General features: G+C 32.7%; 24 protein-coding genes. 13 read left to right on the top strand and 11 right to left on the bottom strand.

Annotated features, from left to right (window positions below):
* Positions 1–160: 160 nt before the first annotated feature.
* Complete coding sequence (locus AC061E_RS09265) at positions 161–2,869, bottom strand: TonB-dependent receptor (RefSeq protein ID WP_478285981.1); 2,709 nt, start codon at positions 2,867–2,869, stop codon at positions 161–163.
* 296 nt (positions 2,870–3,165) lie between these two features.
* On the opposite strand from AC061E_RS09265, the gene ychF reads away from it, so the two are divergent.
* The 8 genes from ychF (at position 3,166) to AC061E_RS09225 (ending at position 14,618) form a co-directional block, all read left to right on the top strand.
* Positions 3,166–4,260: a redox-regulated ATPase YchF gene (ychF, locus tag AC061E_RS09260; RefSeq protein WP_478285980.1), complete on the top strand. Its 1,095-nt coding sequence runs from the start codon at positions 3,166–3,168 to the stop codon at positions 4,258–4,260.
* Between the two features lie 272 nt (positions 4,261–4,532).
* A complete protein-coding gene (locus AC061E_RS09255) occupies positions 4,533–5,192 on the top strand; it encodes a hypothetical protein (protein ID WP_478285979.1) in 660 nt (219 codons plus the stop codon).
* Positions 5,193–5,241: 49 nt separating this feature from the next.
* Entirely contained in the window at positions 5,242–5,769 is a 528-nt protein-coding gene (locus AC061E_RS09250) for an NADPH-dependent FMN reductase (protein WP_478285978.1), read from the top strand.
* Between the two features lie 147 nt (positions 5,770–5,916).
* Positions 5,917–7,788 carry a DNA topoisomerase IV subunit B gene (locus AC061E_RS09245; RefSeq protein ID WP_478285977.1) on the top strand — a complete coding sequence of 624 codons (1,872 nt, stop codon included), beginning with the start codon at positions 5,917–5,919 and terminating at the stop codon, positions 7,786–7,788.
* Positions 7,789–7,948: 160 nt separating this feature from the next.
* Complete coding sequence (locus AC061E_RS09240) at positions 7,949–9,073, top strand: DUF3696 domain-containing protein (protein ID WP_478285976.1); 1,125 nt, start codon at positions 7,949–7,951, stop codon at positions 9,071–9,073.
* A complete protein-coding gene (locus AC061E_RS09235; RefSeq protein WP_478285975.1) occupies positions 9,063–10,226 on the top strand; it encodes a hypothetical protein in 1,164 nt (387 codons plus the stop codon). Before AC061E_RS09240 ends, AC061E_RS09235 begins: the two co-directional genes overlap by 11 nt.
* Positions 10,223–11,875: a DUF262 domain-containing protein gene (locus AC061E_RS09230; protein WP_478285974.1), complete on the top strand. Its 1,653-nt coding sequence runs from the start codon at positions 10,223–10,225 to the stop codon at positions 11,873–11,875. The genes AC061E_RS09235 and AC061E_RS09230 overlap by 4 nt, the downstream gene beginning before the upstream one ends.
* A 19-nt stretch (positions 11,876–11,894) precedes the next feature.
* Positions 11,895–14,618 carry a DNA gyrase/topoisomerase IV subunit A gene (locus AC061E_RS09225; protein ID WP_478285973.1) on the top strand — a complete coding sequence of 908 codons (2,724 nt, stop codon included), beginning with the start codon at positions 11,895–11,897 and terminating at the stop codon, positions 14,616–14,618.
* Positions 14,619–14,714: 96 nt separating this feature from the next.
* Here AC061E_RS09225 and AC061E_RS09220 read toward each other — a convergent pair whose 3' ends face one another.
* From AC061E_RS09220 to AC061E_RS09190, 7 genes are all read right to left on the bottom strand, one after another.
* Positions 14,715–15,491 (bottom strand): TerC family protein, encoded by a 777-nt coding sequence (locus AC061E_RS09220; protein WP_158729079.1) that lies wholly within the window; start codon positions 15,489–15,491, stop codon positions 14,715–14,717.
* A 25-nt stretch (positions 15,492–15,516) separates the two neighbouring features.
* Positions 15,517–15,891, bottom strand: coding sequence for a DNA topoisomerase IV (locus AC061E_RS09215; RefSeq protein ID WP_478285972.1), 375 nt, complete (start codon positions 15,889–15,891; stop codon positions 15,517–15,519).
* Between the two features lie 171 nt (positions 15,892–16,062).
* A complete protein-coding gene (locus AC061E_RS09210; RefSeq protein WP_478285971.1) occupies positions 16,063–16,635 on the bottom strand; it encodes a pentapeptide repeat-containing protein in 573 nt (190 codons plus the stop codon).
* Positions 16,635–16,856, bottom strand: a complete 222-nt coding sequence (locus tag AC061E_RS09205; RefSeq protein WP_182651089.1) for a DUF6095 family protein — start codon at positions 16,854–16,856, stop codon at positions 16,635–16,637. Before AC061E_RS09205 ends, AC061E_RS09210 begins: the two co-directional genes overlap by 1 nt.
* 62 nt (positions 16,857–16,918) lie before the next feature.
* Positions 16,919–17,734 (bottom strand): N-acetylmuramic acid 6-phosphate etherase, encoded by an 816-nt coding sequence (murQ, locus tag AC061E_RS09200; RefSeq protein WP_478285970.1) that lies wholly within the window; start codon positions 17,732–17,734, stop codon positions 16,919–16,921.
* Positions 17,735–17,902: 168 nt separating this feature from the next.
* On the bottom strand, positions 17,903–18,574 hold the full coding sequence (locus tag AC061E_RS09195) for a ZIP family metal transporter (protein WP_478285969.1): 672 nt from the start codon (positions 18,572–18,574) through the stop codon (positions 17,903–17,905).
* Between the two features lie 2 nt (positions 18,575–18,576).
* Positions 18,577–19,341 (bottom strand): class I SAM-dependent methyltransferase, encoded by a 765-nt coding sequence (locus AC061E_RS09190; protein ID WP_478285968.1) that lies wholly within the window; start codon positions 19,339–19,341, stop codon positions 18,577–18,579.
* Positions 19,342–19,410: 69 nt separating this feature from the next.
* Between AC061E_RS09190 and AC061E_RS09185 the strand changes: the two genes are divergently transcribed.
* From AC061E_RS09185 to AC061E_RS09170, 4 genes are all read left to right on the top strand, one after another.
* Entirely contained in the window at positions 19,411–20,616 is a 1,206-nt protein-coding gene (locus AC061E_RS09185) for a THUMP domain-containing class I SAM-dependent RNA methyltransferase (protein ID WP_478285967.1), read from the top strand.
* 50 nt (positions 20,617–20,666) lie between these two features.
* Complete coding sequence (locus AC061E_RS09180) at positions 20,667–20,903, top strand: hypothetical protein (protein ID WP_478285966.1); 237 nt, start codon at positions 20,667–20,669, stop codon at positions 20,901–20,903.
* 133 nt (positions 20,904–21,036) lie between these two features.
* Positions 21,037–21,486, top strand: a complete 450-nt coding sequence (locus AC061E_RS09175; RefSeq protein WP_478285965.1) for a Panacea domain-containing protein — start codon at positions 21,037–21,039, stop codon at positions 21,484–21,486.
* A gap of 3 nt (positions 21,487–21,489) precedes the next feature.
* Complete coding sequence (locus AC061E_RS09170) at positions 21,490–21,948, top strand: hypothetical protein (RefSeq protein ID WP_478285964.1); 459 nt, start codon at positions 21,490–21,492, stop codon at positions 21,946–21,948.
* 232 nt (positions 21,949–22,180) lie between these two features.
* Here AC061E_RS09170 and AC061E_RS09165 read toward each other — a convergent pair whose 3' ends face one another.
* The 3 genes from AC061E_RS09165 to rlmD are packed head-to-tail and all read right to left on the bottom strand — an operon-like array spanning position 22,181 to position 24,977.
* Entirely contained in the window at positions 22,181–23,032 is an 852-nt protein-coding gene (locus AC061E_RS09165; protein ID WP_478285963.1) for a DUF6048 family protein, read from the bottom strand.
* The gene (locus tag AC061E_RS09160) at positions 23,004–23,525 is read right to left on the bottom strand and encodes a DUF6452 family protein (protein ID WP_478285962.1); all 522 of its coding nucleotides are present in this window, start codon (positions 23,523–23,525) and stop codon (positions 23,004–23,006) included. Before AC061E_RS09160 ends, AC061E_RS09165 begins: the two co-directional genes overlap by 29 nt.
* A 39-nt stretch (positions 23,526–23,564) precedes the next feature.
* Entirely contained in the window at positions 23,565–24,977 is a 1,413-nt protein-coding gene (gene rlmD / locus AC061E_RS09155) for a 23S rRNA (uracil(1939)-C(5))-methyltransferase RlmD (RefSeq protein ID WP_478285961.1), read from the bottom strand.
* A gap of 232 nt (positions 24,978–25,209) precedes the next feature.
* Between rlmD and AC061E_RS09150 the strand changes: the two genes are divergently transcribed.
* Positions 25,210–26,262 carry a sensor histidine kinase gene (locus AC061E_RS09150; protein WP_478285960.1) on the top strand — a complete coding sequence of 351 codons (1,053 nt, stop codon included), beginning with the start codon at positions 25,210–25,212 and terminating at the stop codon, positions 26,260–26,262.
* Positions 26,263–26,295 lie beyond the last annotated feature (33 nt).

The raw sequence follows: 26,295 nt of genomic DNA, 5'->3' as shown, positions 1-26,295 counted from the left end.
CTTTGTGAAAGTTGATTAATCGTCAATCTTAAGATTTAAAAATTTCGAAATAGCCCGATTTTTTGAAACTATTTGGATGTATTTTATCCAGAGAAGAGTTTTTGTTCCAAAAAAAAGGACCATCTTTCGATAGTCCTTTTTGAGTTATTCAATAAATGAATTAGAATTTGTAGTTCAAAGATAAATTGACCATAGTTCCTAATTGGCTGAAGTGAGATCCATCATAAGTCATCTGTGAATAACGACCATTGAATGTTAAATCGTTAATTTGATTTTTCAATGTTGTTGGATTGTTTATTATAGCCTCTGCACCAGTTGAACCGTCAGACTTTAATTTCCATTCAGGTAAAACATTTAATAAGTTATTTACATTTAAGTTAAGAGTAACTTTTTCATTTGCTCTGTATGAAACACCTAAATCGGTAACTACTTTAGTTAAAAATTCTACAGTTAATGCTTTGTCGTACAAATCAGCATTTTTGAATTTTGCTGGTCCAAAAACGGTGTTGTTTAAAGAGAATGAGAACTTATTAATTTCGAAATCTCCACCAATAATATATTTAAATTTAGGACGTGAAGTAAGTAATAAAGCTTCTTGGGTTGCGCCAAAAACCGATTGGTTAACAGCTTCAACACTAGCAATGTTGCGTACAGGACCGTCTAGTTTGTTTTCTAAGGTGTAATTTCCAGAAAGGTTAATTGTTAACTTGCCAGAACCTAATTCGATATTTCTGTAATTTGCAACAAAATCTAAACCAGAAGTTTTAGTGTCAATAGCATTTGTAAACCATGATTGAATATTGCCCGGGCTATATGTGATTTTATCTCCCAAAACGATACGGTCTTTCACACTAATATTGTAATAGTCCAAAGTTGCGCTAAAGTTTTTAGAAGGTTTTACTCCAAGTCCGATAGTGTAGTTAGTAGAACTTTCAGCTTTTAGATTTGCAACTCCATTTTGTCTAGCTGCAGAGGATACGTTGTTGATAATTCCTTCAAGCTGAATCCCTCCACCACCAAATGATGATTGTACTTTTTGAGTATATATTTGATGTAATGTAGGAGCTCTAAAACCTGTAGATGCTGAACCTCTTAAAGTAACTAGGTCGTCTGCGAATTTATATCTTGAACTTAACTTCCAAACTGCTTTGCTTCCAAAATCGCTATAATCCTCATAACGAATAGTTCCTTCTGCTAACCAATCTTCAGTTATGTCTAAAGAAGCACTTGCATAAAAACCAATATTGTAGCGGTTAAATTTTCCTGAATTTTCAGGAGTGTTTCCTTGGTAAGAATCTGCTCCAACACCTATATATGAAGCTTCGTCACCTGCTCTAACTTCAAATATTTCTGTTCTAAATTCAGAACCAAAAGCAATACTGAAATTGTCAAAAATTTGTTTACTAAGATCGATATTTCCAACATAATGCGTGAAACCAACTCCACCAGGGTTAAAACGAAGTGGTCCGCTATAAAAATTTGGGTTTGAAGCATAAATGAAATTTCCGCTAGAATCTTTAGAACGGTTGTGAGAATTTGAAACAGTATAATTCTGTTGATTTCCCCCTGTTGTGATACTTGCGTCTCCAATCCAACCATTTTTGTTGAATTTATATCCAAGTGTAGCATTGTAATCGTTTAATTCACCTTCAAATGTAGGAACATAACCTTGATAAGACGCAAGTGTGCCGTTGCCATATAAAGATGGTAGATATGGGAAATCTGTAGCAGTTCTCCAATATGGAGTTCTATAGTTTGCGAACGAGTTTACTTTTTTGTAAACATAAGCTGCATTGTAATACACTTGTGCATTTTCACTTAAATCTTTACCACCATTTACTAGGAATTTTGCTGCAGCTGTTTCTGGAGCTCCATTGATGTTACCTGCATCAGGACGTTTTGATAAAAAGTTTTGAATGTCAACTAGAGTGTTTACTCCAGCAGTTGTTCCGCCCCAGTAATTAAATTCACCTCCAGCATCTACTTTTCCTGGACGGTTAGACATTTCTGTTTTAGAAAAATCTACAGTATAATTAATAAATCCTTTGTCACCCACTGTTGTACCATTGTTTATACTTATGCCGTACATTTCGCCATCTCCTTCACTAGTAACTCCGGTTCTTAGAGTTGCGGAACCTCCATTAGTGTTTTTCTTTAAAATGATGTTCATTACACCTGCAATGGCATCAGATCCATATTGTGCAGATGCTCCATCGCGAAGAATTTCAACTCTTTCAATAGCGTCAGTAGGTATTGCAGAGATGTCTGCACCTGTTTCACCACGTCCAGGTGACGTTTGAACATAAACTAGTGCACTTAAGTTTTTACGTTTACCATTGATAAGAATTAAAGTTCTACTTGGTCCCATGTTTCTAATTTCATAAGGATCTAATAGAGATGTAGCATCATTTACAGGTGTATTTACTGTATTAAATGATGGTATTCTATATTGCAATGCTTTATCAAATGATGCTTGTCCCGTGGAGTTTAAGTCTTTTGAAGACAGAACATCTATTGGTAACGCTGATGTGGTATTGGTTCTAGCTGCTGTTCTGCTCCCCGTTACTACAACTTCATTTAAATTTTGTCCACCTTCTTCAGATAAAACAACATTAATTACAGCCTCTGTTGCTGCTCTTTCTACTTTGTTGAATCCAACATAACTAAAAACTAATGTCGCTCCTTCATTTACTTTAATTTTGTAAGAACCATCAGTGTCAGTAGAAACTCCATTTTTTGTTCCTTTTTCTACGATGTTTACTCCTGGCAACGAATTTCCAGAATTATCCTTGACCACACCTGATATTTGCTTTTGTGCAAATACAAACGAGACGTTTAATAGGATTAATAATAATGCGATTTTTTTCATAATAAGTTAAGTTTTATTTTTGGTTTGCTTTTAAATAGACCGCAATATAATTTTTTTTTAACAAAACATTAGTACTATTTATAATTTTTTTTAAAAAATAGCAGGTTCTCAGTAATGCTATCTTTTAATTATTGAAAACAGTATTAAAATGGTATATTTGCAAACTTTTAAAGCTAGCAAGGCTGTATTTACTATGAATTAATCTTTGCTAGTTCAAAATTTAAAACTCAAAAGAATCTTGTTTGACATAAAATGACTCACAGGTTTCTTGTAAAAAAATAAAATAGTATTTACAGATGAAAGCAGGAATTGTAGGGTTACCCAATGTTGGAAAATCAACTTTGTTCAATTGTTTGTCAAACGCAAAAGCGCAAAGTGCTAACTTTCCTTTTTGTACCATAGAGCCAAATATTGGTGTAGTAAATGTACCAGATCCAAGAATTAATAAACTAGAGGAATTGGTAAAACCGGAGCGCGTACAAATGGCTACGGTGGATATTGTGGATATTGCCGGCTTAGTAAAAGGAGCTAGTAAAGGAGAAGGTTTAGGAAATCAATTTCTTGGAAACATTAGAGAGTGTAACGCTATTATTCACGTATTGCGTTGTTTTGATAATGATAATATTGTTCACGTTGATGGTAATGTAAATCCCATTCGCGACAAAGAAACTATCGATATCGAGTTGCAGTTAAAAGATTTAGAAACGGTTGAAAAACGTTTAGAGAAAGTAAATCGTGCTGCAAAAACAGGTAACAAAGAAGCGCAAACTGAAAAAGCGCTTTTGGATCGAATTAAAGATACTTTACTGCAAGCAAAATCGGCTAGAACGATCACTCCACAAGGAAATGACGAGGAAGTTTTGATGGAATCGTTTCAATTGATTACCGCAAAACCAGTTTTGTATGTGTGTAATGTAGACGAAAACTCTGCCGTAAATGGAAACAAATATGTAGACCAAGTTCGCGAGTTAGTAAAAGATGAAGATGCAGAAGTAATTATTTTGTCAGTAGGTGCCGAAGCTGATATTACAGAGCTTGAAAGCTACGAAGAGCGTCAAGTTTTCCTTGAAGATATGGGATTGTCAGAGCCAGGAGCATCCGTTTTAATTCGTGCAGCTTATAAATTATTAAAACAACAAACCTATTTCACGGCAGGAGTAAAAGAAGTTCGTGCTTGGACCATCAATATCGGTTCAACCGCGCCACAAGCTGCAGGAGTAATTCATACTGATTTTGAAAAAGGGTTTATCCGTGCCGAAGTAATTGCTTATGAAGACTATGTGCACTACGGTTCTGAAGCAAAATGTAAAGAAGCAGGAAAATTTAAAGTAGAAGGTAAAGAATACGTTGTGAAAGACGGTGATGTAATGCACTTTAGATTCAACGTGTAATTTTTTCAAATTCAAAAGTTCAAAGTCGAAAGTTAGTAATAGCCTTCGACTTTTTTTATGGACCTAATCCAGCTCTCCGCTTCAAGATTTTTCTATAAAGCCGTTTTTTTCTAAGTCCTCAAAGGAGCTTCCTGCGGTCGCTCTTTCAGGTCAAGAAAAAAATAGTGGCTTTACACAAAAATGCTTTCCGCTGCAATCTGGGGTTTTTGTAGGTGTTTAAAGTTTAATTAAAATTAAAATTGTAAATTCACTAAAATTTTAATCTATTCAAAATGAAACAATTTATTTTGTTAGTGATGTTTTTATCTGTTATTTCTTGCAAAAAAGCAGATGCGCCAGCAGATGAAAGTTTTGTGTATTTTGAAAAACCACAGCCAATTCATGATGCTGAACTGTCTAAAATACCTAATAAATTCAGAGGTCTTTTTATTAATTCAGATTCTGTTTATCTGAATATCTCTGAAAATATGATTCGGAGAGAATTTTGTAGAAAATTTAGAATTCATAAAACCGAAATAGACTCATTGAAAAAAGAATTTGATTTTGTTAATGGCAAGTACGTTTCTAAAGGTTACAAGGTAGTTTTTGATTTTATAAAAATAGGTGATTCCTTAGAGCTTTCGAACAAAGAAATTGATACAATTTTTATTTTTTCAAACACTCAAAAAGCAAAACGATTCAACGGAAAATTAATTTTGAACTACAGTGATTCTATCTATTGGACGGTCAATACAATTGATTTAGAAAAAAATCTATTACATTTAAAAAGCATTGGTTCTAAAGAAGATTTAAAGAAAATAGATTCCTTAACCCATTTAAAATCAGTTCAGATAGATTCTTTTAGATTTGTTGTAAAACCTTCAAGAAATGAATTTAAAACTTTCATTAATCTAAAAAGGTTTCATGTAGATGTAGCGTTTAAAAAAATCTAAAAATAAATACGCAACAGCAATTAATTTATTTCAGAAAAAAAACAATCTTATGAAAATAATTGCCTTTGGCGCAAGCAACAGTAAAAATTCTATCAATAAAAAACTGGCAATTTATGCAGCGCATCTTTTTGAAAATGCAAACGTAGAAGTTTTAGATTTAAACGATTTTCAAATGCCTTTGTTTTCTGTTGATTTAGAGGTTGAAATTGGTCAGCATGAGTTAGCGAAAGCATTTTTAGCTGCAATTGCAACAGCAGATGTGTTAGTGATTTCTATGACAGAACACAACGGTAATTATAGTGCTGCTTTCAAGAATATTTTCGATTGGAGTTCTAGAATCAACGGAAAAGTTTTTCAGGATAAACCCATGTTACTTTTGGCTACTTCGCCAGGAGCTAGAGGTGGCGCTAGTGTTTTAGAAATTGCAAAAACTGCGTTCCCGCGTTATGGTGCCAACGTAAAAGCAACTTTTTCGTTGCCTAGTTTTGATGCTAATTTTGATATCCAAAAAGGAATTATAACTAATGGTGAATATGATATTAAGCTAAAGTCATTGATTGGCAATTTTAAATCGTAAAGCAAAAAGAGATTGTCAATATTATTCTTGATAACTTTGAGGCTTTGAATTTTTAAAATTTATCATATTACACTACATTAGCACATTCTAGAGCTTTGCGTAAAGTAAAGCCCAAACTGAACGAAGTTAAAATCCACAAATTTTAAAATGTCCGATCAAAATCAATATACCGAAGACAATATTCGGTCCTTAGACTGGAAAGAGCATATTCGCATGCGCCCCGGAATGTACATCGGGAAACTGGGTGACGGTTCTTCGCCAGATGATGGTATTTATATCCTGTTAAAAGAGGTTTTAGACAACTGTATCGATGAATTTGTTATGGGGTCCGGTAAAACCATTGAAGTGACCATCAAAGACAAAACGGTTTCGGTACGTGATTACGGGCGAGGTATTCCGTTGGGTAAAGTCGTTGATGTAGTTTCGAAAATGAATACGGGTGGTAAATACGACTCCAAAGCGTTTCAGAAATCAGTAGGTTTGAACGGTGTGGGTACCAAAGCTGTGAATGCACTTTCAAACTATTTTCGTGTAGAATCTGTGAGAGAGGAGAAGCAAAAAGCCGCTGAGTTTTCAGCTGGAAATTTAGTCCTTGAAGAAGATATTATTGAAACTACCAAGCGCAAAGGAACAAAAGTAACTTTTACGCCAGACGAAACCATTTTCAAAAATTATAAATTCCGAATGGAATATGTGATTAAAATGGTGAAGAATTATTGTTACTTAAACAATGGTTTGACGATTATTTTTAATGGTGAAAAGTACATTTCAGAGAACGGACTTCGTGATTTATTAGAAGAAACAATAAGTGCCGATGATCTGGAATATCCAATTATTCACTTGAAAGAACATGATATAGAAATTGCGCTTACTCACAGTAAAACCCAGTACAGTGAGGAGTATCACTCATTTGTAAACGGGCAAAACACCACACAAGGAGGGACGCACTTAGCAGCTTACAGAGAAGCTATTGTAAAAACCATTCGTGAGTTTTACAATAAAAACTTCGAAGCTTCAGATGTACGAAAATCTATTGTGAGTGCTATTAGTATCAAGGTGATGGAACCTGTTTTTGAGTCGCAGACTAAAACTAAATTAGGTTCCACAGATATGGGCTCAGATGATGGAAGTACACCAGTCTCAGTTCGTACGTTTGTAAACGATTTTATCAAGAACAAATTAGATAACTATTTACATAAAAACCCACCAACAGCAGAGGCGTTATTGCGCAAAATTTTGCAGGCAGAGCGGGAGCGTAAAGAATTATCTGGAATTAGAAAACTAGCCACAGATCGTGCTAAAAAAGCCAACCTACACAACAAAAAATTAAGAGACTGTCGTGCGCACCTGCCAGATACTAAAAATCCTAGAAACTTAGAGAGTACCCTTTTTATTACTGAGGGAGATTCGGCATCAGGATCTATTACCAAGTCGCGTGATGTAAATACGCAAGCCGTGTTTAGTTTGCGTGGAAAGCCGTTGAACTCATACGGAATGAGTAAAAAAATTGTGTACGAAAACGAAGAATTCAACTTGCTTCAAGCCGCTTTGGATATTGAGGACGGTCTCGAAAAGCTGCGTTACAACAACATTGTTATCGCTACAGATGCCGATGTCGATGGAATGCACATCCGTTTGCTGTTGATTACATTTTTTCTTCAGTTTTTTCCGGAATTAATCAAAGAAGGGCATTTGTATATTCTGCAGACACCGCTTTTCAGGGTTCGAAACAAGAAAGAAACCATCTATTGTTATTCGGAAGAAGAACGAAAAGATGCCATCGAAAAACTAAAACCAAAACCGGAGATCACCCGATTTAAAGGTTTAGGAGAGATTTCGCCAGATGAGTTTAAGAACTTTATTGGAGATACGATTCGGTTAGACCCAATTATGATGGACAAAAATACTTCGATAGAGCAATTATTGTCGTTTTATATGGGGAAAAATACTCCGGATAGACAAGAGTTTATCATCAAGAATTTGAAGGTGGAGCTGGATGTTTTGGAAGAGGTGAAATAAATCAAGAATTATGAGACACTGTCTAGTATTTTGAAAATCAAATTCGTCATCATTGATGACGAATTTTTTGAATGTAGACTAAGTTTTTATTTTATTTGATGTTATGGGATAGCATTTAAAATAAGTTAAATTTGTGATTGATTAATCCAATAAAAATAAAATGATAAATAAAATATCGTTTAAGAATTATAAGCTTTTTAAAGAAAAGCAAACTCTAGAATTAAAACCAATTACTATATTAATCGGTAAAAATAATAGTGGGAAAAGTGCTGTTCTGAAGTTACCTGTAATGATCTCAAATTGTCTTGAAGGTCAGTCAATAAATTGGAAATATAAAATTGGTGATGATAGTGATAATTCTATCGAATTGGGCACAGATTTTAAAGATTTAGTTTACAATAGAAATGAAAAAAGTTTTATTGAATTTGAAGTTTCAAATAATCAAAATTCTATTGAAATTGCTTTAAATAAAGAAGATGGAGTTTTAGAGTATAAACTAAATAACCATGAAATTGATCCATCATCTAAATTTAAAGGCTTTTTATTAGATGATAAAAAAATTGAAGGTTTAAATATGAATATTGATTATTTGGGAGCAATTAGAGTTGAACCTGATTCTGATTATATTTTTTCAAATGAGAAATATGATAAAATAGGTATAAAAGGTCAAGATGCATATCCTATTTTGATTAATGATTTTATAAATACAGGTCAATTAATTAGTAAAGTAAGTGATTGGTATAAAAACAATTTTGAAAATTGGGAATTAAAAGTAATAGAAACAAAGACTACTACCGAAACAAAGTATGAAATTGCAATTTCAAATTCTTTTTTAAAACCTATAAATATTAAGCAAACTGGGCAAGGAATTCATCAGGTTTTACCATTAATTGTACGTTCTTATATTGAAGATACAGAGCCAATTTTGATTATTATTGAAGAGCCTGAAACCCATTTGCATCCTGCAGCTCACGGTAATTTAGCAGAAAGGTTTGTTGATTCAGTTTTAGAAGACCAAAATAAAAATTATTTAATCGAAACTCATTCGCAAAATTTTGTTTTAAGGATGCGCAGATTAATTGCTGAAGAGAAATTGAAACCAGAACAATTAGCTATTTATTATGTAGATTTTGATGAAGCTGAAAATGAGAGTATTCTAGTTAATATAAAAGTAAATAAAGATGGAAGCGTAGAAAATTGGCCTGAAGGTGTTTTTGGTGAAACAGTTATTGAAGCAAGAGCAATTATGAATGCTAATCTTAATGATTTAAGAAATGTGGATTAATATTACAACAGACATATTTGAAAAATCTGATTTCAAAGGTTTAAATTTTTTATATCAAATTTTATCTTACAATCCTTCTATAAGCACTAAACCACGATATAATATTGTTATTGATGTGGAGAAAGTAAAAAACACAGAAAATTTCAAAAGATTATCATCAATAGAACCTAATATTGTTAGCTTTTTAGAGGATGAGTTAAGTTATTATGTGACAAGTTCCAATATTCCTTATAAAGTAACTTCAAAAAAAAATAAGCTTAATTATAATATAGAAGAAGCTATATTATTTTTAAATCAACCTGTTTCTATTATTTTAGAAAACAATAAAAATGATGCTGAATTTATTTTAGCAATAATAAGACATTTTGGAATGAATGATGGTTATAATAAAGCTGAAGAGCATATTTGTAACGGTTGGTTACAATTTCAAAATGCAGGAGGTTGTACAAATATTCCAAATTTTATTGAAGGATTTCTTCTTCAGTTCAAAGCAATTGCTATTAAAAATAATAGAAATTTGTTAGATTATTTTAGAGGAATTATTATTGTAGATAGTGATAAAGAATTTAAAAGGCAATCAATTAAAGACGAACATAAAAATTTATTAAAAAAGCTTAAAATATTAGGTGTTAATGTTTCAAAAATACTAAATGAAACTACAGGAGAAATAATAAATGAAAATTCTAATTTCCATATACTTGAAAAAAGAATGATGGAAAATTATTTACCTAGAGAAGTTTTTTACGAAATAAAAAGACAAATTGATAGATTAGATAATCAAGATTTGAAGAATTGGTTAGATGCATATTTGAATATAACAAGTAAGGAACAATTAGATTTTTTAAATATTCCAGATGGATTTCCTCCAAAAGATAACAAGTTTGAAAATGTTACTAGAAAACCTGTAAAGAGTGAAATTTTAACTTTATTTCAAGTAAATACATCTGATATTCATTTTAAAAAATTGGACAAAGGTTTTAATTTTAAAGGATTTGATGATAAAGGAAATTTAAATTGTGGTAAAGAGTTTAATCCTAAAAATGAAATGCCAAAATGGTTTAAAAAAGAAATTATCACCAAGAAAATTTTAGAAGAAAGAGATGGAGAAAATGAACTACAATTTATTCTTCAAAAAATCAAAAATTTATTATGAATGAACAAATAAAAATAAAAGCTGATAAGGATAAAATATCGGAATATATCAAAAATTTTGAAAGAGGGTTAATACAAGTACCAGCTTTTCAAAGAAATTTTGTTTGGACTAATGAAAAAAAATTAGACTTATTTGATAGTATTAAGAAAGGTTATCCAATAGGGTCAGTTTTATTATGGCAGCCTTTTTTTGAAAAAGAAGAGTTCTATGATGATTTTAGTGGTGATAAATTAGGTTCTTATCCTATACCAGAACGCACTTCGAATTCTTTTTTTATTTTAGATGGTTTTCAACGTTTATCTACTTTAATAGGATGTTTGTTGCACCCAGAAAAAGCTAAACAAAAAGGGATTATAAGAGATGAAAAAGAATGGCAAAAAGAATTCAATATTGTATATAATTTAAAAGATGAGAATTTTGAGATTAACAGAAATTTTAAAGAATTTTTTCAAGTTCCTATTTATAAATTAGTTGATGGTAAAGAATTTTTCCAGTTTCAAAAGAATCTTTTTGATGATGAAGTAAATTCAAAATATATTGAGAGATATGAAGAAATTAGTTTAATTTTTCAAAATTATGAATTGCCTAATATTAATGTTTATGGTGGTTCAATTACAGAAGCAATTGATATTTTTCAAAGATTGAATTCTACAGGAGCACCGATAACTACTGACTGGGTTATTAATGCAAGAGCAATGGGTAAAGATATTAATTTTAGATTAGGAGATAAGATTGATAATTTACTTGAAAATGAATTAACGATTTATAATTTTCAAAAAATAAAGAGATTAGTTATTTTACAATGTATAACAAATTCATTTGGCGGTGTTTATTTTGACCAAATTTCAAAAAACGATAATAAAAAGCTTGAGTTGCTGGTGGATAAACCAGAATTTATCCCTGTAACAGAGAAAACTTTTTTAGCTATTGAAAGAGCAGTAAAGTTTTTGTTTGAGGAATTGTTTGTTTTGGATGCAAAATTTATTCCATATAATAATCAAATGATTTTTATAACAGATTTTTTTAATAAAATCGATTTACCAACTGAAAAGCAAATAGCTGAGTTAAAAAAATGGTTTTGGATCACTTCGTATTCTAATTATTTTACTATATATAATCTAAGTAAACAGAGGATTGCGTATAAAAGATTTCAAAATTTTATTTTAAATGAATATGAGAGTCCAATTTTTTATGATAATAACGACAAGTTCGAAACTTTAGAATTTCCAGATAAAATTGAAATGGGAAGTGTAAGAAAAAAAACACTTGCTTTATTTATGATAAATTATTCTATTAATAGAGAATCTATTTTAAATGGTAAATCATTAGATGTTGATAATATTGCAAATGTAAAAAGTCATAAACTTTTTAAAGATTTTAATTCTTCCGAAAATACCGTTTTTATAATAGAAAAATATAACTCAACTGATAATTTTCCAAAAACAATAAAGGATCTTTCTTTTATGCTTTCAATTGAAAACAAAGGAAAGTATTCTGAATATTTTATTAATGAGGCAATGCGACAAGAATATGCCAAAGGAAATATTAGCAATGTTCTAGAAAATAGAAAAGAATTAATTATGGAAGAAGAAAGAAAATTTGTAGAAAATTTAAATATTAATTATACAGACCCTTACATTCCTTGGTAAAATTACATTGATAAAATAAATGAAAGACGAAGAAGACGACAACATAATTCCAGCAAACGAAGACAATAATTCGGAGGATTATTCTAATGATGAAAATCAGGAGGATAATGATTCGGAAGATATTATTGAGGTAGAAGCCAAACATTTTGAAGGACAGCATTTTTACGAAAATCAGGAAGAAGAAGGTGAGGGCGTGATTACGAAAGTAACCGGTATGTACAAAGACTGGTTTCTGGATTATGCTTCGTATGTAATTCTGGAACGCGCTGTACCTGCTATTGAGGATGGTTTTAAACCCGTTCAGCGAAGAATCATGCACTCGCTTAAAGAGTTAGATGATGGTCGTTACAACAAGGTGGCGAACGTTGTGGGGCACACTATGCAGTATCACCCACACGGAGATCAAAGTATTGGTGACGCCATGGTGCAAATTGGTCAAAAAGAATTATTGATAGATTGCCAAGGAAACTGGGGAAATATCCTAACAGGGGATGGTGCTGCGGCTTCGCGTTACATTGAAGCGCGTTTGTCCAAGTTTGCTTTGGAGGTTTTGTATTCTCCAAAAATTACCGATTGGGGTGTTTCGTATGACGGTCGTCGTGCAGAACCAAACAATCTGCCAGTTAAGTTTCCATTGCTTCTGGCGCAAGGAGCAGAAGGTATTGCAGTAGGACTTTCCACGAAAGTGTTGCCGCACAATTTTAATGAGCTCATTGACGCTTCGATCAAAATATTAAAAGGAAAATCGTTTACATTGTATCCTGATTTCATGACGCAAGGTATTGCTGATGTATCAAATTATAATGACGGATTGCGTGGTGGTCGTGTACGCGTACGTGCTAAAATTGCCCAGTTGGACAAAAACACGTTGGTCATTACTCAAATTCCGTTTTCGACAAATACAACGACTTTGATTGATAGTATTTTGAAAGCCAATGAAAAAGGCAAAATCAAAATCAAAAAAATTGAAGACAATACCGCTGCTGAGGTAGAGATATTGATTCACTTATTTCCAGGAGTTTCTCCAGACAAAACCATTGATGCTTTGTTTGCTTTTACAGCTTGCGAAACATCAGTTGCACCTTTGGGTTGTGTGATTGAAGATAACAAACCTTTGTTTATTGGGGTTTCTGAAATGTTGCGCATTTCAACTGCAAGAACAGTTGATTTATTAAAACAAGAACTCGAAATTCAACTCGAAGAATTAAAAAACAAGTGGCATTTTTCAACGCTAGAGAAAATTTTCATTCGCGAAGAAATGTACATTGATTTTAAATTATATGGTGATAGAGAAGCGCTGTATACCTATTTGTACAACCGATTTGAGCCTTTTACGAAATCTTTTGTTAGAGCCATTAATGATGACGATTTGCAGAAACTAACGCAAATTCAAATGATTCGTATTACCCGATTTGACTCGGATAAGGCTGATGACATGATTGCCAAGTTAGAGGGCGAGATGAAGGAAGTAGAACATCATTTAGCTCATTTAACAGACTTTGCAATAGCGTATTTTACGAAATTGAAAGAGAAATACGGAAAAGGTCGCGAACGCCAAACCGAATTGCGTATTTTTGATGATATTGAAGCAACAAAAGTAGTGTTGCGTAATACTAAATTATATGTAAATAGAGAAGAAGGTTTTGTAGGTACAAGTCTTAAAAAAGATGAGTATGTCACAGACTGTTCTGATATTGACGATGTTATTGTTTTTCTAAGAGATGGAAAAATGATGATTACAAAAGTGGATGCAAAAACCTTTGTGGGTAAAGATATTATTCATGTAGCTATTTTTGACAAAAGCGACAAGCGTACGATTTACAACTTGATTTATCGCGATGGAAAATCAGGGCCTTCTTATATAAAACGCTTTAATGTATCGGGAGTTACGCGTGATAAACCTTATGATTTAACTAATGAAACTGCGGGATCTCAAATCGTATACTTTTCATGCAATCCAAACGGTGAAGCTGAGGTAATTACCATTTTGTTGCGCCAAGTGGGAACTATTAAAAAATTGAAATTTGATATTGATTTTTCAAATCTTGCCATAAAAGGAAGAAGTTCTAAGGGGAATTTGGTAACGAAATATCCAATCAAGAAAATAGAATTAAAAGAGAAAGGTATTTCTACACTATTGCCTCGTAAAGTGTGGTTTGATGATACGGTACAACGATTAAATGTAGATGGACGTGGAGAATTGCTGGGTGAATTTAGACCAAGTGATAAAATTTTAATCATTGCACAATCTGGCAAGCTCAAAGTGATAACGCCGGAGTTGACAACACATTTCGACCAAGACATGGTTGTTTTAGAGAAATGGAATCCTAAAAAACCTATTTCGGCCATTTATTTCGATGGAGAAAAAGAGCGCTATTACATCAAACGCTTTTTGGTAGAAACCGAAAATAAAGAGGAAGCCTTTATCTCAGAGCATGCTAATTCGCATCTAGAAATTGTTTCAACAGATTATAGACCTGTGGCCGAATTAGTTTTTGCAAAAGTAAAAGGAGTACAAAAAGAAAACCAAATGGTAGATGTTGAGGCTTTTATAGCCGTAAAAGGATTCAAAGCCCAAGGAAATCAATTGACTGCAGATAAGTTAAAACAAGTCAATTTGCTAGAATCACTCCCGTACGAGGAGCCTGTAGAGGAAATTCCAGAACCGATTGTTTTAAATGATCAAGATGCAGGACCAGTACAACTTGATGAAGATGGCCAAGTCACCATGAGTTTAGATTAATACACTATTCTCAAAAAAATAAATGCCCCCAAAACAGTTTGGGGGCATTTTATTTTATAAAAGGATTCAATTTCACCATTCACTTTTAACTACTTACTATTTACTCTTGCTCTTATTCATTTTCATATTCAGTACTTCTACTAATAATGAAAACGAAATAGCAAAGTACAAATAGCCTTTTGGTACGGGTGTTACGTGACTTCCAAAGATCAAAGCGTTAGATAGATGAGCACTTTCAGTAAGTAACATCATACCTATTAAAATCAAAAATGAAAGCCCAAGGATTTGAATAGATGGATGTTTGTTGACAAAATTCCCAACAGGAACCGCAAATTGCATCATAATAAGTACCGAAATTATTACTGCTGTAATCATAATGTATAAGGCACCTTCAACACCATTTGTCATTCCTACCGCTGTCAAAATACTATCAAAAGAAAAAACCAAATCAATCAAGATAATTTGAAAAATAACGTTTTGAAATGATTTTGTAGCCGCTTTTCCAAGTTCTTTTTCCTCATGTCCTTTCTCATCCACTTTTTCTCGAATTTCATTGGTACTTTTGTAAATCAAAAATAACCCACCACCCAGTAAAATTAGGCTTTGACCCGTAATTCCAGCCGAAAACCAACTCAACTCAATGTGAAACCATGGTTCTTTCATTTGAATTAATAAATTAATACCAAACAAAAGTGCTATTCTCATGAACATTGCCAGGAACATTCCTATTTTAGTGGCTCTTTTGCGTTGTTCGATCGGTAATTTTCCAGTAGCAATAGAGATGAAAATGATATTGTCAATTCCTAAAACAATTTCAAGAAAAGTCAAGGTTAAAAGGGCTATCCACGCATCAGGGTTTAAAAATACTTCCATTATATTTAGTTAGGGTTGATATCTATTAATTGGCAAGCTTCGTCACGGTTCCGCGCTGTTTAGCATCAGATCCTACCATTCCAAACTCAAAGGTATAGGAATTTTTTGATGTTGTCAAAATTTTCATGCCAATCGCTTTTTCTTCGGCCATGTTTTTAGGGTGTAGTTTGAGCAATACATATTCGCAATCATTTACCCAGCGAACGCTTGCAGTATCTGTTTTTCCTTCAAAAGTCTCAATTTCAATACTATCATTGCGTTCAAAGAAAGTGGTTTTTTTAACTCCATTTACTTCATATTCAAACTTGAATTTACCCGTTTTAAAATCCTTACAATTTCTTTCTGCATCATAACAAGACACGAGGAGCAGTAAGGTCATGAGTAGTATTATTTTTTTCATTTGTTGTTTTTTATAGTTTTTTTGAACCTAATCCAGCTGTTTGTTGCAACTCATAAGACTGTAAATCTTTTTTTCTAGTGCCATAAAAGGAGCTTCCGTTGGTCGCTCTTTTAAGTCAAGAAAAAAATAGCTTTCCAGTCTCATGGGTTTTCACTTCCATCTGGGGTAAAATTAGTGTATTTTAATGTCATATTTGTCTAATAAACCACCAATTCCTTGAGTTGAAAATTTCGCTTTTTTCATCGGATTGAACTCTGGATCTATGCTGTAATCTGTGGCTTTAGTAAATTCACAACCAGCTAATTGCGTGTTGTTAAACAGTGCTCCTTGTAGCGTACTGCCATTAAAATTGGAACCCGTTAAATTGGTTTCAGAAAAATTAACTTCTTTCAACGAACAGGAAATAAACTTGGTTTTAGGCATCTTTTTATTGGAAAAAGAGGCATAATCTAAAATGCATTCTTCAAACTCCACTTGAAATAAAAAATCATCACATTCATCAAACAAAATCCCTAATAGTTTACAGTTTTTAAATTGTACTCCTTTTAAACTAGCACTAGCTAATCTCGTCATAGAAAGATTACAGTCTTTAAATACACAATCCATAAAGGTAGCATTGGACAAAACCGCATTGGATATATCACAATTTAAAAAAATACATTCTTCAAATTCTTGATTGCTTATCGAGTTATCAAACGGATTTGTTTTTTCAAATGTTTTTTGAAGGTGAATGAGGTTTTTCATTAGTCGTTAAATAAGCTTTTCATAATTGTTTTTAACCCTACATACATTAGGTACATGGCAATAAAACAAACAATCACGCCAACGCTTAATACTAGATAATGCCAAATGTTTTGCTTGTTCATAAAAGCATTATGAATTATTGTTGGTCCTAAAAATAATAATGGCAAAGCACCTGCTAAATACCTTATTCCTTTTGATAATAATTCTCTATTTGTAGCCATTGTTTCTTTTAAAATTTTAGGTTAAAGCTTTTGAAAATGCAAAATAGTTACAAGTACTATCGTTATTGCGCTAGATAAAAATTAACAGCTTTTCTCACGCTTTTGTGCTCTAACAATAAGGCAGAAGCCTGCTCGTAGGTGACCGGAATTTCTTCCATGATCATCTTTACGCCGCGGTCAACCAGTTTGCTATTGCTGAGTTGCATATCAACCATTTTATTTCCTTTCACTTTACCAAGCTGAATCATGGTAGCAGTTGATATCATGTTGAGTACTAGTTTTTGTGCCGTTCCGGCTTTCATTCGGGAACTTCCGGTTACAAATTCTGGACCTACAATTACTTCAATTGGGAATTTAGCCGTTTGTGACAACTTACTTCCAGTATTACAAGAAATACTTCCAGTAGCTATGTTATTTTCGTTACACGCTTGTAAGCCTCCAATAACATAGGGTGTTGTGCCCGAAGCTGCAATGCCTATAACTACATCTTTTTCATTTATTGCAAAAGCTTGTAAGTCAATCCAAGCTTGCGTTGTATGGTCTTCGGCGTTTTCAACAGCTTTACGAATGGCTGTGTCACCACCAGCAATAATCCCCACCACTAAATCAAATGGAACACCAAATGTAGGCGGACATTCAGAGGCATCTACAATACCTAATCTTCCTGAGGTACCGGCTCCTATATAAAATAAACGACCGCCTAATTTCATTTTAGTGACAATTTCGGTTACTAAATTTTCTATTTGGGGCAATGCTTTTTCAACAGCAAGAGGAACTGTTTTATCTTCTTGATTGATATTTGACAACAATTCTTGAACGGACATTTTTTCTAAATGTTCGTATTTTGAGGATTGTTCGGTGGTTTTAGTGAATTCCATGTGTTTCTAAATTTGTGATGCTAAAGCACTAAATTTTCTATTTGTTCTTGTTTCGCGTGAGGGATAGTAGCGGAAATCCTTTTTATCATGTAGCGGTAGCGAAATGAAAAAAGATTGCAGCGAATAGCCCGACCGCCTTTTTCTGGCAGGCACGCCCACAGTGTAAATTTATATAAAATATGCCAATACAATTCCTATCACAATCATTGAAACTTTGGCGATATTGAACTTGTGTCCTTCGCTGCTTTCAAAAATAATGGTAGATGAAATATGGAATAAGATTCCTATTACTATTGCTGTGATTTGAGTGGTGTATTGGCTAATAAATGGCAAATAATCAGATGTAAGTGTGCCTAATGGCGTCATGATGGCAAAAGTAATCATGAAGGCAAAAATTGCTTTTGGATTGAGAAGGGAATTGATGAAAAACGTAGTCAAGATGATAGCAATAGGCAAGTGGTGTATTGCGATACCGATGGCTAAATTATCATGTTGATGACCCACAGGAAAACCTTCTAAAAAAGCATGAATACATAAGCTGATGAACAATAACCATGGAATGTGATTCATGTTTTCATGTCCGTGTACGTGTCCATGCTCTGCGCCTTTAGAGAAAAACTCTAATATGATTTGGAATAGAATTCCTATCATGATAAAAATTCCAATATTGCTTTGCTTGTTTTCGTATACTTCTGGAAGCAGGCGCATGACGGTTAACGACAATAAAAAAGAACCACTAAAAGCTAAGAGTAACTTTAAGTTGGTCTTGTTTTTTGGTTTTAATAGTGAGGCAATGATATACCCTAATAGTACAGAAAGTAAAGGTAAAAGGTAATTCATTATTATTTAAAAATCATGATTAAGCGTTCACTTTCTGTTTTATGGAATTTTTTTAATTTATAATCCCCAAAGGTATCTAGGAGATAAATTCCGGCTTGCTCCATTAATTCTTCAAAATCTTTCAGCGTTAATGCTTTTACTTTTTCTGTGAAATGGTATTTTTGACCTTTATCTTCAAAGTCAATTTCTTTGTAAATATGGCCTTCTTTTAAATATCGGGTAATGTTAAAATCAATACCATCAACGGTTTTAGTTTCTGTAGGGACAAGTGTTTCTATGACATTAGGGACATTCATAAAATCAATTACTGCAAAACCGTATTCGGACAAGCTTTCTTTGATGGCTATAAGCGTTGTTAGGTTGTCTTCGTCATTTTCAAAATAGCCAAAACTGGTGAACAAATTAAAGATGGCATCAAATTTTTCTTCAAATGGCTCACGCATGTCATGAACTTTGAATTGTAATTTTTCATTAGCATTTTTATTCGCTTCGGCGATACTGTTTTCAGATAAATCGACACCAAGAACGGTAAAACCCAATTGGTTTAAATATATAGAATGACGGCCTTTGCCACATGCTAAATCAAGCACTTTAGCATTTTCTGGTAAATTAAGATAATGTGTAAGGTTGTCCATAAAAACTTGAGCTTCCCTGTAATTTCTATCCTTGTATAAAATGTGATAATAAGGTGTATCAAACCAAGAGGTGTACCAGTTTTCAGTTGATTTGGGTTGATTTTCAAGGGATGTATTTTGTGATGCAGACATTTATTCTTTTTCAATTAATTCGATTGATGCAAATTTAGTGTATTTTTGCAACGAATACTTGATTTTACAATGGAAAATAATTATAAAATGATTGCCAAAACCTTTTTTGGTTTTGAAGAAATACTGGCAAAAGAATTACAAAACCTAGGCGCACAAAATATAGAGCAAGGGGTACGAATGGTTAGTTTTAAAGGTGATAAAGGGTTTATGTACAAGGCTAATTTATCGTTGCGTACCGCTTTAAAAATTTTAAAACCTATTTATTTTTTTAAGGCCAATAATGAACAAGGATTATACAAAGGTATTGCGGGAGTAAACTGGTCTAAATTATTGAATGCTAACCAGACTTTTGTTATTGACACCACAGTGCATTCAGAATATTTTAATCACTCTGAATTTGTTTCTCAAAAATGTAAAGATGCCATTGTAGATCAGTTTAGAGAAAGAACAGGTCAACGACCTAGTATTGATAAAGTTCACCCTGATTTAAGAATTAATATTCATATTGATAAAGACCAAGTTTCGGTAGCGCTAGATACATCTGGTAATGGATTGAACCAGCGTGGATATAGAACTGCAACTAACATTGCACCTATAAACGAGGTTTTGGCAGCCGGGATTTTGTTGCTTTCTGGTTGGGATGGTCAAACAGATTTTTTAGATCCAATGTGTGGATCCGGTACTTTCTTAGCCGAAGCCGCTATGATTGCGTGTAATATTCCAGCTAATATCAACCGTAAACAATTTGCATTCGAAAAATGGAATGATTGGGACAATGATTTGTTTGACGCCATTACGGATAGTTTATTAAAACGTGTTCGCGAATTTCATTATACCATAAAGGGTTATGACAAAGCTCCAAGTGCGGTTCAAAAAGCGAAGGACAACATTAAAAATGCCAATCTAGACGAATACATTTCAATAGAAGATCAAAACTTCTTTGATACTGAGAAAACTTCTGAAGGCAAATTGCATATTACATTTAATCCACCTTATGACGAGCGTTTGGACATTCATATGGAGGAGTTTTATAAGAACGTTGGTGACACTTTAAAGAAAAATTATCCAGGTACAAACGCTTGGATGATCACTGCAAACTTAGAAGCATTAAAACATGTAGGTTTAAAACCTTCTAGAAAAATCAAACTTTTTAATGCAGGTCTTGAGGCTCGACTAGTAAAATATGAGATGTATGAAGGCAGTAAAAGAACAAAGTTTACTTCGTCTGTTCGCTCAGAGGATTCGGATCAGACTACAAAAGATAGTGCTGAATAAGTAATGATAAATTTTTACTTTTTACAATAAAACTTTAAGACTTATAAAAAATGACAAGAAAGCAAATACAAGCATTTGTATATCAATTAGCAAGCTTTGCAGTTTTATTTATCGCCGCAAGATATGCTATTGCGATGTATACTAATCTAACTGGTTTATGGATTCCAATAACGGCATTTGTAATTGGAACTTTAGTAGCTCCAAAATTTCAAGCCGTACAAACCAAAGATGGTGAGAAATTGTATATGAAATGGATTTTCATTAAAGGATTCAAGGAAATAGGCTAGATAATATTATAGCAAAATTGTGCGTTAAAAAAAAATAAAAAGAAAAACGAAATACGTAATTAAAGCAGTTTTATTAATTGTCTTATTTTTAGTAACTTTGTTTAAAGAGAAAATAATTAAAATCCTAAATAGAATGTATAATTGTTTTGACATAGCGAAGTATTTTATTGATTTAGCTAAAGAAGAAGGTCAAGGAATTGATCCAATGAAATTACTAAAACTAACTTATATTGCTCACGGTTGGCATTTAGGTGTTACAGGAAAGCCTCTTTTTCCAAATCAAGTTCAAGCTTGGAAATATGGCTCTGTAATTCCTGATTTATATCAAACAGTAAGGATTTTTGGAAAAAATAATGTTGACCCTTTTTTAATTAATATTTCAGCTAAAAATGAAATAGATGCGGATCATAAAGACTTCCTCAAAAAAATATGGAATAAATACAAACATTTATCGGGTTTACAACTCTCAGCATTAACTCACGAAAAAGACAGTCCTTGGGAGAAAACTTGGGACGGAACCCATAATGTAATTATTGAAAACAGCATTATAAAAGATTATTACAAACAAAAACTTTCAGCGTAACTAATGGGTAAAAAATTAGCAGACTTGCTCTCAGATAAAGCCTTAATTACAGACACTGAGAGCGCACCAAAAACAGATAATCTTAAAGACGAAGCTGAAAAAGAGGAGAACTTGATGAAACCCTATGACCCAAAAACTCATACAGAGTTTTTGGAATTGGAAAGATTTAAGATTGAGCAAGAAAATGAAAAACTTGAACGTGAATTAAGAAAAGATAACGCAATAAAAGCTTTTAAATTTTCTGCTACTTGGGGAGTTTTCATAGGTGTTCTTATTTTATTCCATGGTTTTGGAAAATGTTTTGATTTCTTTGAATTAACTCAAACAGAGTTTCTATTTATAATTGGAACTTTAACCACATCAATTTTTGCTTTTTATACTTTAGTTCTAAAGTACCTTTTCGATAGAAAACCTCAACCAAAGACTATAACAAAAAAAGTAGCTTCAAAAGCAAATGTTTAATTAACTCTCGATAGATACTTACTGTAATACTCTCTTTCACCAAGTTGGGCAATAGTGTTCAGTTTAGATACAGTGATTACTAGACAAGTTAAACAAAACATAAAAATAAAGAATTTTAACTCTAACTGCGTTTAGCACTGGAACGTTTTTAAATCCTAGAAAAATACTTTTACAATATAAACAGCTAGTTAGCTAATTATTTTTTAAGTTGTGTAAGTGAACCTGTTTTTTGCTACTTTTTCGTCACTGAAACTGGTTTTATTTTCTTTTTATAAATAGGAACAAAATACGTTACTGTATAATTGAATCCAACTCCAAAACTCCCATCATACGTCCTATTAAATCCCGGAATATATAAATTAGAGAAGTTCTCAGGTTCTTTATTAGTTACCAATCGATTCAAACGAAGGCTGAAGCCCATAAAAAAATTATCAAATACTTTTGCTTTTATACCTGCAACAACCTCAATCCAGCTCGCAGATAATCCATTGAAAGTTTTCCCTGAATTTATAATAGGATTTTCTTGAAAGTATGGATTGGCATTGTATATTCGGTAATTGTTTAATTGCTGATTGAACGTGCTAAAACCATAACGAAGACCAATTGAAATGATGTTTTCCATATCCAGCCAGTTTTCATAAGCATTGTAATCAAAACCTGCTTTTATGTAACTTCCTTTTGTGGTAAAGTTTACACGATCATCAGCTGTGGTTTTATTTTCGTTTCCAAGCTCGGCAGCAAGGAAATATTTTTTAGTTAATCTGTAGTCACCCACAAGTTCTAATCCCTTATAATCTTTGTCATAAAGTGCACGAGTTACTTTATACAAATCTAAACCTACACGAATTCCATATCGATCTACTTTTACGGGTATGGAGTCCTTTACGGCTACAGTTGGTAGTGGCGCATTTTTTGTTTTCGGCGTATTAGGAATGATTTGCTCTTTAGTTGTTTTTGTGGGCTCAACCGTTGTTATGGTAGCTGGCTTTTTAACTTCTATTTTTTTTGTTGTTTCTTGTGCTTGAACACTAATTATCAGAAACAAAAAACAAATACTAAAAAAAGATGTTGATGTGTGCTTCATTTTCATTGTCTATGTTTCTTGTTACCACCTCTATAAGTCGTATCCATCGTTGATTAGCTGCAATAGGATCAGTATGAACAAATGGTGCTGCTTGATCTAATATAAAAAGCGATTTATATCCGCACGCTCTTGAAACAAAAAGTTCTTGAGTGGTATAATTAAAACGGATAAGATCCGCGTCAACTAAAGCAGGATTCGCATTGTTTGAATTTAGTGTAAACCTAAAACTGGTACTAGTACCAACCGTTTTTAGTGGAATTGCAATTCTATTTCCATTAGTAGTAGGGCTGCCATTAAATAAAACAGCATCTGTCATACCTTCGCCTATAACCTGTAGGCTATTTACATTTTTCTTTACAGATGGGTTTTCAAAATCGTAAAAATCAATTATTAATCTAGGAGTTGTAGGTGTTTTTGGATCGCAGATATCGTCTTTTTCACAACTAGAAAAAGCGAATGCAGATACTAATACAAATAGAAATATTTTTTTCATCTTTCTTTATAATGTTCCCATCTTTAGGGTTTAAGAGGCTTACCTTCTTTCTAAAAGCACTACATTTTCTACGTGATGCGTTTGCGGAAACATATCTACAGGACGTACACGAGTTACTTTGTATTTTTCATCCATTAGAGCCAAATCACGAGCTTGTGTAGCCGAGTTGCAACTTACATAAACCACTTTCGCTGGAGCAATTTTTAGGATTTGTTCTATTACATCTTTGTGCATTCCATCTCTAGGTGGATCTGTAATAATGACATCTGGTTGACCATGTTGTGCTATAAACGCATCATTAAACACTACTTTCATATCTCCAACAAAGAACTCACAATTCGTGATCTCATTTCGAACAGCATTCGCTTTTGCATCTTTTATAGCATCAGGAACACTCTCTACACCAATTACTTTTTTAGCTTTTTTAGAAACAAACTGAGCTATAGTTCCTGTTCCAGTATACAAATCGTACACTACTTCATTTCCTGTTAAACCTGCAAAATCTCTTGTGATTTTGTACAATTCGTAAGCTTGGTCAGAGTTGGTTTGGTAAAAAGATTTGGCATTAATGCTAAATTTCAACCCTTCCATTTCTTCTAGAATGTAATCTCTTCCTTTGTATAACTTGATATCCGTATCGTACAACGTATCGTTTGCTTTATTATTAACTACGTATTGTAACGATGTAATTTGCGGAAATTTTTCATAAAGATGATCTAAAATCAACTCTCTGTTGGCTTTGTCATTTTCGAAAAATTGAATCAATACCATAATCTCACCTGTTGAGGCGGTACGTAACATTAAGGTACGTAATAAACCTTCGTGTGCTCTGGGATTAAAGAAAGTTAATCCATTTGCATTTGCAAAATCTCTAACTTCATTACGAATGGCGTTTGAAGGATCTTCTTGTAAATGACATTTATTAATGTCTAGAATTTTGTCCCACATTTTAGGGATGTGAAAACCAAGTGCATTTCTATTTCCTAAATCTTCAGTACTTTCAATTTCAGCTTCGGTTAACCAACGGCTATTTGAAAACGAAAATTCCATTTTATTTCTGTAAAAAAACTTTTTCTCTGAACCTAAAATTGATTCAAATTCAGGAAGTTCTATTTTTCCAATACGTTGCAAGTGGTTTTTGACTTCGTTTTGTTTGAAAACCAATTGTTGATTGTAGTTCATGTTTTGCCATTTGCACCCTCCACAAACTCCAAAGTGATCACAAATAGGATCTACACGATGCTCTGAGAACTCATGAAAATGAACTGCTTTACCTTCATAATACGCTTTGCGTTTCTTGAAAGTTTGCACATCAACTACATCTCCCGGAACTACATTCGGGATAAAAACTACTTTTCCATCGGGAGCCTTTGCTACCGAAACGCCTTTTGCACCAGCATCAAGGACTTTTATTTGATGAAAGACAACTTTGTCTGTATTTTTCTTAGCCATAGCACAAAAATAAGTGATTGATTGGTTTTATAAATTCAATTTCACAAATATTTTTAATTTTTAGTTAATTAACTCTTTTTGTCTAATTTATTGGCTAAATCTATTTTTGTCTAAAAGTTTTGACATTTAAATCATTAGGGAGTTTTTAATTTATTTTTTTTACAAAATTGGAGAACTTTTTAAATAGATATTTCGTAGTTTATTTATAATTTCCATTCCTAATTACAGTAGTATGAAACTATATGAAAAATTACACAAAATTTCTTTTTTGAGAAAAAAATATGCCTATAAATTTCTTTTTGTAGCTTTTTTGGGAATTCACATTCCACTAATAGGGGTTTCACTTTTTCTTCTTTTTGGAAACCAAGAATTGCAATCTATAATGATTCTTGTCGTTACTTTAGTACTCACTTTACTCGCAACATTGATAACTTTGATAGTGCTCAAAAAGTTAATAAAGCCTATTGAGCTTGCCTCTAGCGCATTATTAGACTATAGAAACAATAGAATTATACCCAATTTACCAACTCAATTTCAAGATGAAACAGGATTATTATTGGCAAATATTCAGTCCTCTATAGCAGATTATGAAACTTATATCAATGATAAGCAAGATTTGATTTATTTGTTATCACATGACTTACGAGGTTTTGCCGCTAATGCTCAGGGGCTTTCTACCTTAATTTTAGATGAAAATCCGTCTGAAATAATAAGTCAGTATGCCAATTTAATCACAGATTCTACGAATCAGCAACTTGCATTCATTGAAACTTTAATTGCACTGATACGTGATAAAGACGAAATATCAAAAAAAGAATACTTTGCAAACCAAATAGATTTCAATACTGTTTTAAGCAAAGTATCAGGGCAGTTAGCCGCAAAATTGATTTCTAAAAACTGTACTTTGGAATATGCAACACAGTTGCCTACCGCCTTAATTCATATAGATGAAGATTTATTAGTACGTGTTTTAATTAACCTTACTGATAATGCTATTAAGTTTTCTTTTCCAGACAGTGTTATTAGAATCAATATGATACAAGACAGTAGAAACATACTTATTCAAGTTACAGATGCTGGTTTGGGATTTAAAAGCCAAGATTTAGAGCATTTGTTTGACAAGTTCACATCAAAAAGCCGTTTAGGGACAAATAATGAAGCCTCAACAGGAATAGGATTGTATTTGTGTAAAAAAATCATAGAAAAATACAAAGGCCGCATTTATGCTGAAAGCATTGGTGTGCATAAAGGTTCTACTTTTTCTATTAGGTTAAATATCAAATAATTTTTTTAGAAAAAAGTAATTTTAAGTTCTTAC

The organism is Flavobacterium sp. GNP011, assembly GCF_056428925.1.
This window is presented reverse-complemented; position numbering and strand designations above follow the sequence as displayed.

Excerpts from the sequence above, each read along its gene's own strand:
- AC061E_RS09265 (WP_478285981.1), bottom strand. The coding sequence starts at position 2,869 with ATGAAAAAAATCGCATTATTATTAATCCTATTAAACGTCTCGTTTGTA.
- ychF (WP_478285980.1), top strand. The coding sequence starts at position 3,166 with ATGAAAGCAGGAATTGTAGGGTTACCCAATGTTGGAAAATCAACTTTG.
- AC061E_RS09255 (WP_478285979.1), top strand. The coding sequence starts at position 4,533 with ATGAAACAATTTATTTTGTTAGTGATGTTTTTATCTGTTATTTCTTGC.
- AC061E_RS09250 (WP_478285978.1), top strand. The coding sequence starts at position 5,242 with ATGAAAATAATTGCCTTTGGCGCAAGCAACAGTAAAAATTCTATCAAT.
- AC061E_RS09245 (WP_478285977.1), top strand. The coding sequence starts at position 5,917 with ATGTCCGATCAAAATCAATATACCGAAGACAATATTCGGTCCTTAGAC.
- AC061E_RS09240 (WP_478285976.1), top strand. The coding sequence starts at position 7,949 with ATGATAAATAAAATATCGTTTAAGAATTATAAGCTTTTTAAAGAAAAG.
- AC061E_RS09235 (WP_478285975.1), top strand. The coding sequence starts at position 9,063 with ATGTGGATTAATATTACAACAGACATATTTGAAAAATCTGATTTCAAA.
- AC061E_RS09230 (WP_478285974.1), top strand. The coding sequence starts at position 10,223 with ATGAATGAACAAATAAAAATAAAAGCTGATAAGGATAAAATATCGGAA.
- AC061E_RS09225 (WP_478285973.1), top strand. The coding sequence starts at position 11,895 with ATGAAAGACGAAGAAGACGACAACATAATTCCAGCAAACGAAGACAAT.
- AC061E_RS09220 (WP_158729079.1), bottom strand. The coding sequence starts at position 15,491 with ATGGAAGTATTTTTAAACCCTGATGCGTGGATAGCCCTTTTAACCTTG.
- AC061E_RS09215 (WP_478285972.1), bottom strand. The coding sequence starts at position 15,891 with ATGAAAAAAATAATACTACTCATGACCTTACTGCTCCTCGTGTCTTGT.
- AC061E_RS09210 (WP_478285971.1), bottom strand. The coding sequence starts at position 16,635 with ATGAAAAACCTCATTCACCTTCAAAAAACATTTGAAAAAACAAATCCG.
- AC061E_RS09205 (WP_182651089.1), bottom strand. The coding sequence starts at position 16,856 with ATGGCTACAAATAGAGAATTATTATCAAAAGGAATAAGGTATTTAGCA.
- murQ (WP_478285970.1), bottom strand. The coding sequence starts at position 17,734 with ATGGAATTCACTAAAACCACCGAACAATCCTCAAAATACGAACATTTA.
- AC061E_RS09195 (WP_478285969.1), bottom strand. The coding sequence starts at position 18,574 with ATGAATTACCTTTTACCTTTACTTTCTGTACTATTAGGGTATATCATT.
- AC061E_RS09190 (WP_478285968.1), bottom strand. The coding sequence starts at position 19,341 with ATGTCTGCATCACAAAATACATCCCTTGAAAATCAACCCAAATCAACT.
- AC061E_RS09185 (WP_478285967.1), top strand. The coding sequence starts at position 19,411 with ATGGAAAATAATTATAAAATGATTGCCAAAACCTTTTTTGGTTTTGAA.
- AC061E_RS09180 (WP_478285966.1), top strand. The coding sequence starts at position 20,667 with ATGACAAGAAAGCAAATACAAGCATTTGTATATCAATTAGCAAGCTTT.
- AC061E_RS09175 (WP_478285965.1), top strand. The coding sequence starts at position 21,037 with ATGTATAATTGTTTTGACATAGCGAAGTATTTTATTGATTTAGCTAAA.
- AC061E_RS09170 (WP_478285964.1), top strand. The coding sequence starts at position 21,490 with ATGGGTAAAAAATTAGCAGACTTGCTCTCAGATAAAGCCTTAATTACA.
- AC061E_RS09165 (WP_478285963.1), bottom strand. The coding sequence starts at position 23,032 with ATGAAGCACACATCAACATCTTTTTTTAGTATTTGTTTTTTGTTTCTG.
- AC061E_RS09160 (WP_478285962.1), bottom strand. The coding sequence starts at position 23,525 with ATGAAAAAAATATTTCTATTTGTATTAGTATCTGCATTCGCTTTTTCT.
- rlmD (WP_478285961.1), bottom strand. The coding sequence starts at position 24,977 with ATGGCTAAGAAAAATACAGACAAAGTTGTCTTTCATCAAATAAAAGTC.
- AC061E_RS09150 (WP_478285960.1), top strand. The coding sequence starts at position 25,210 with ATGAAACTATATGAAAAATTACACAAAATTTCTTTTTTGAGAAAAAAA.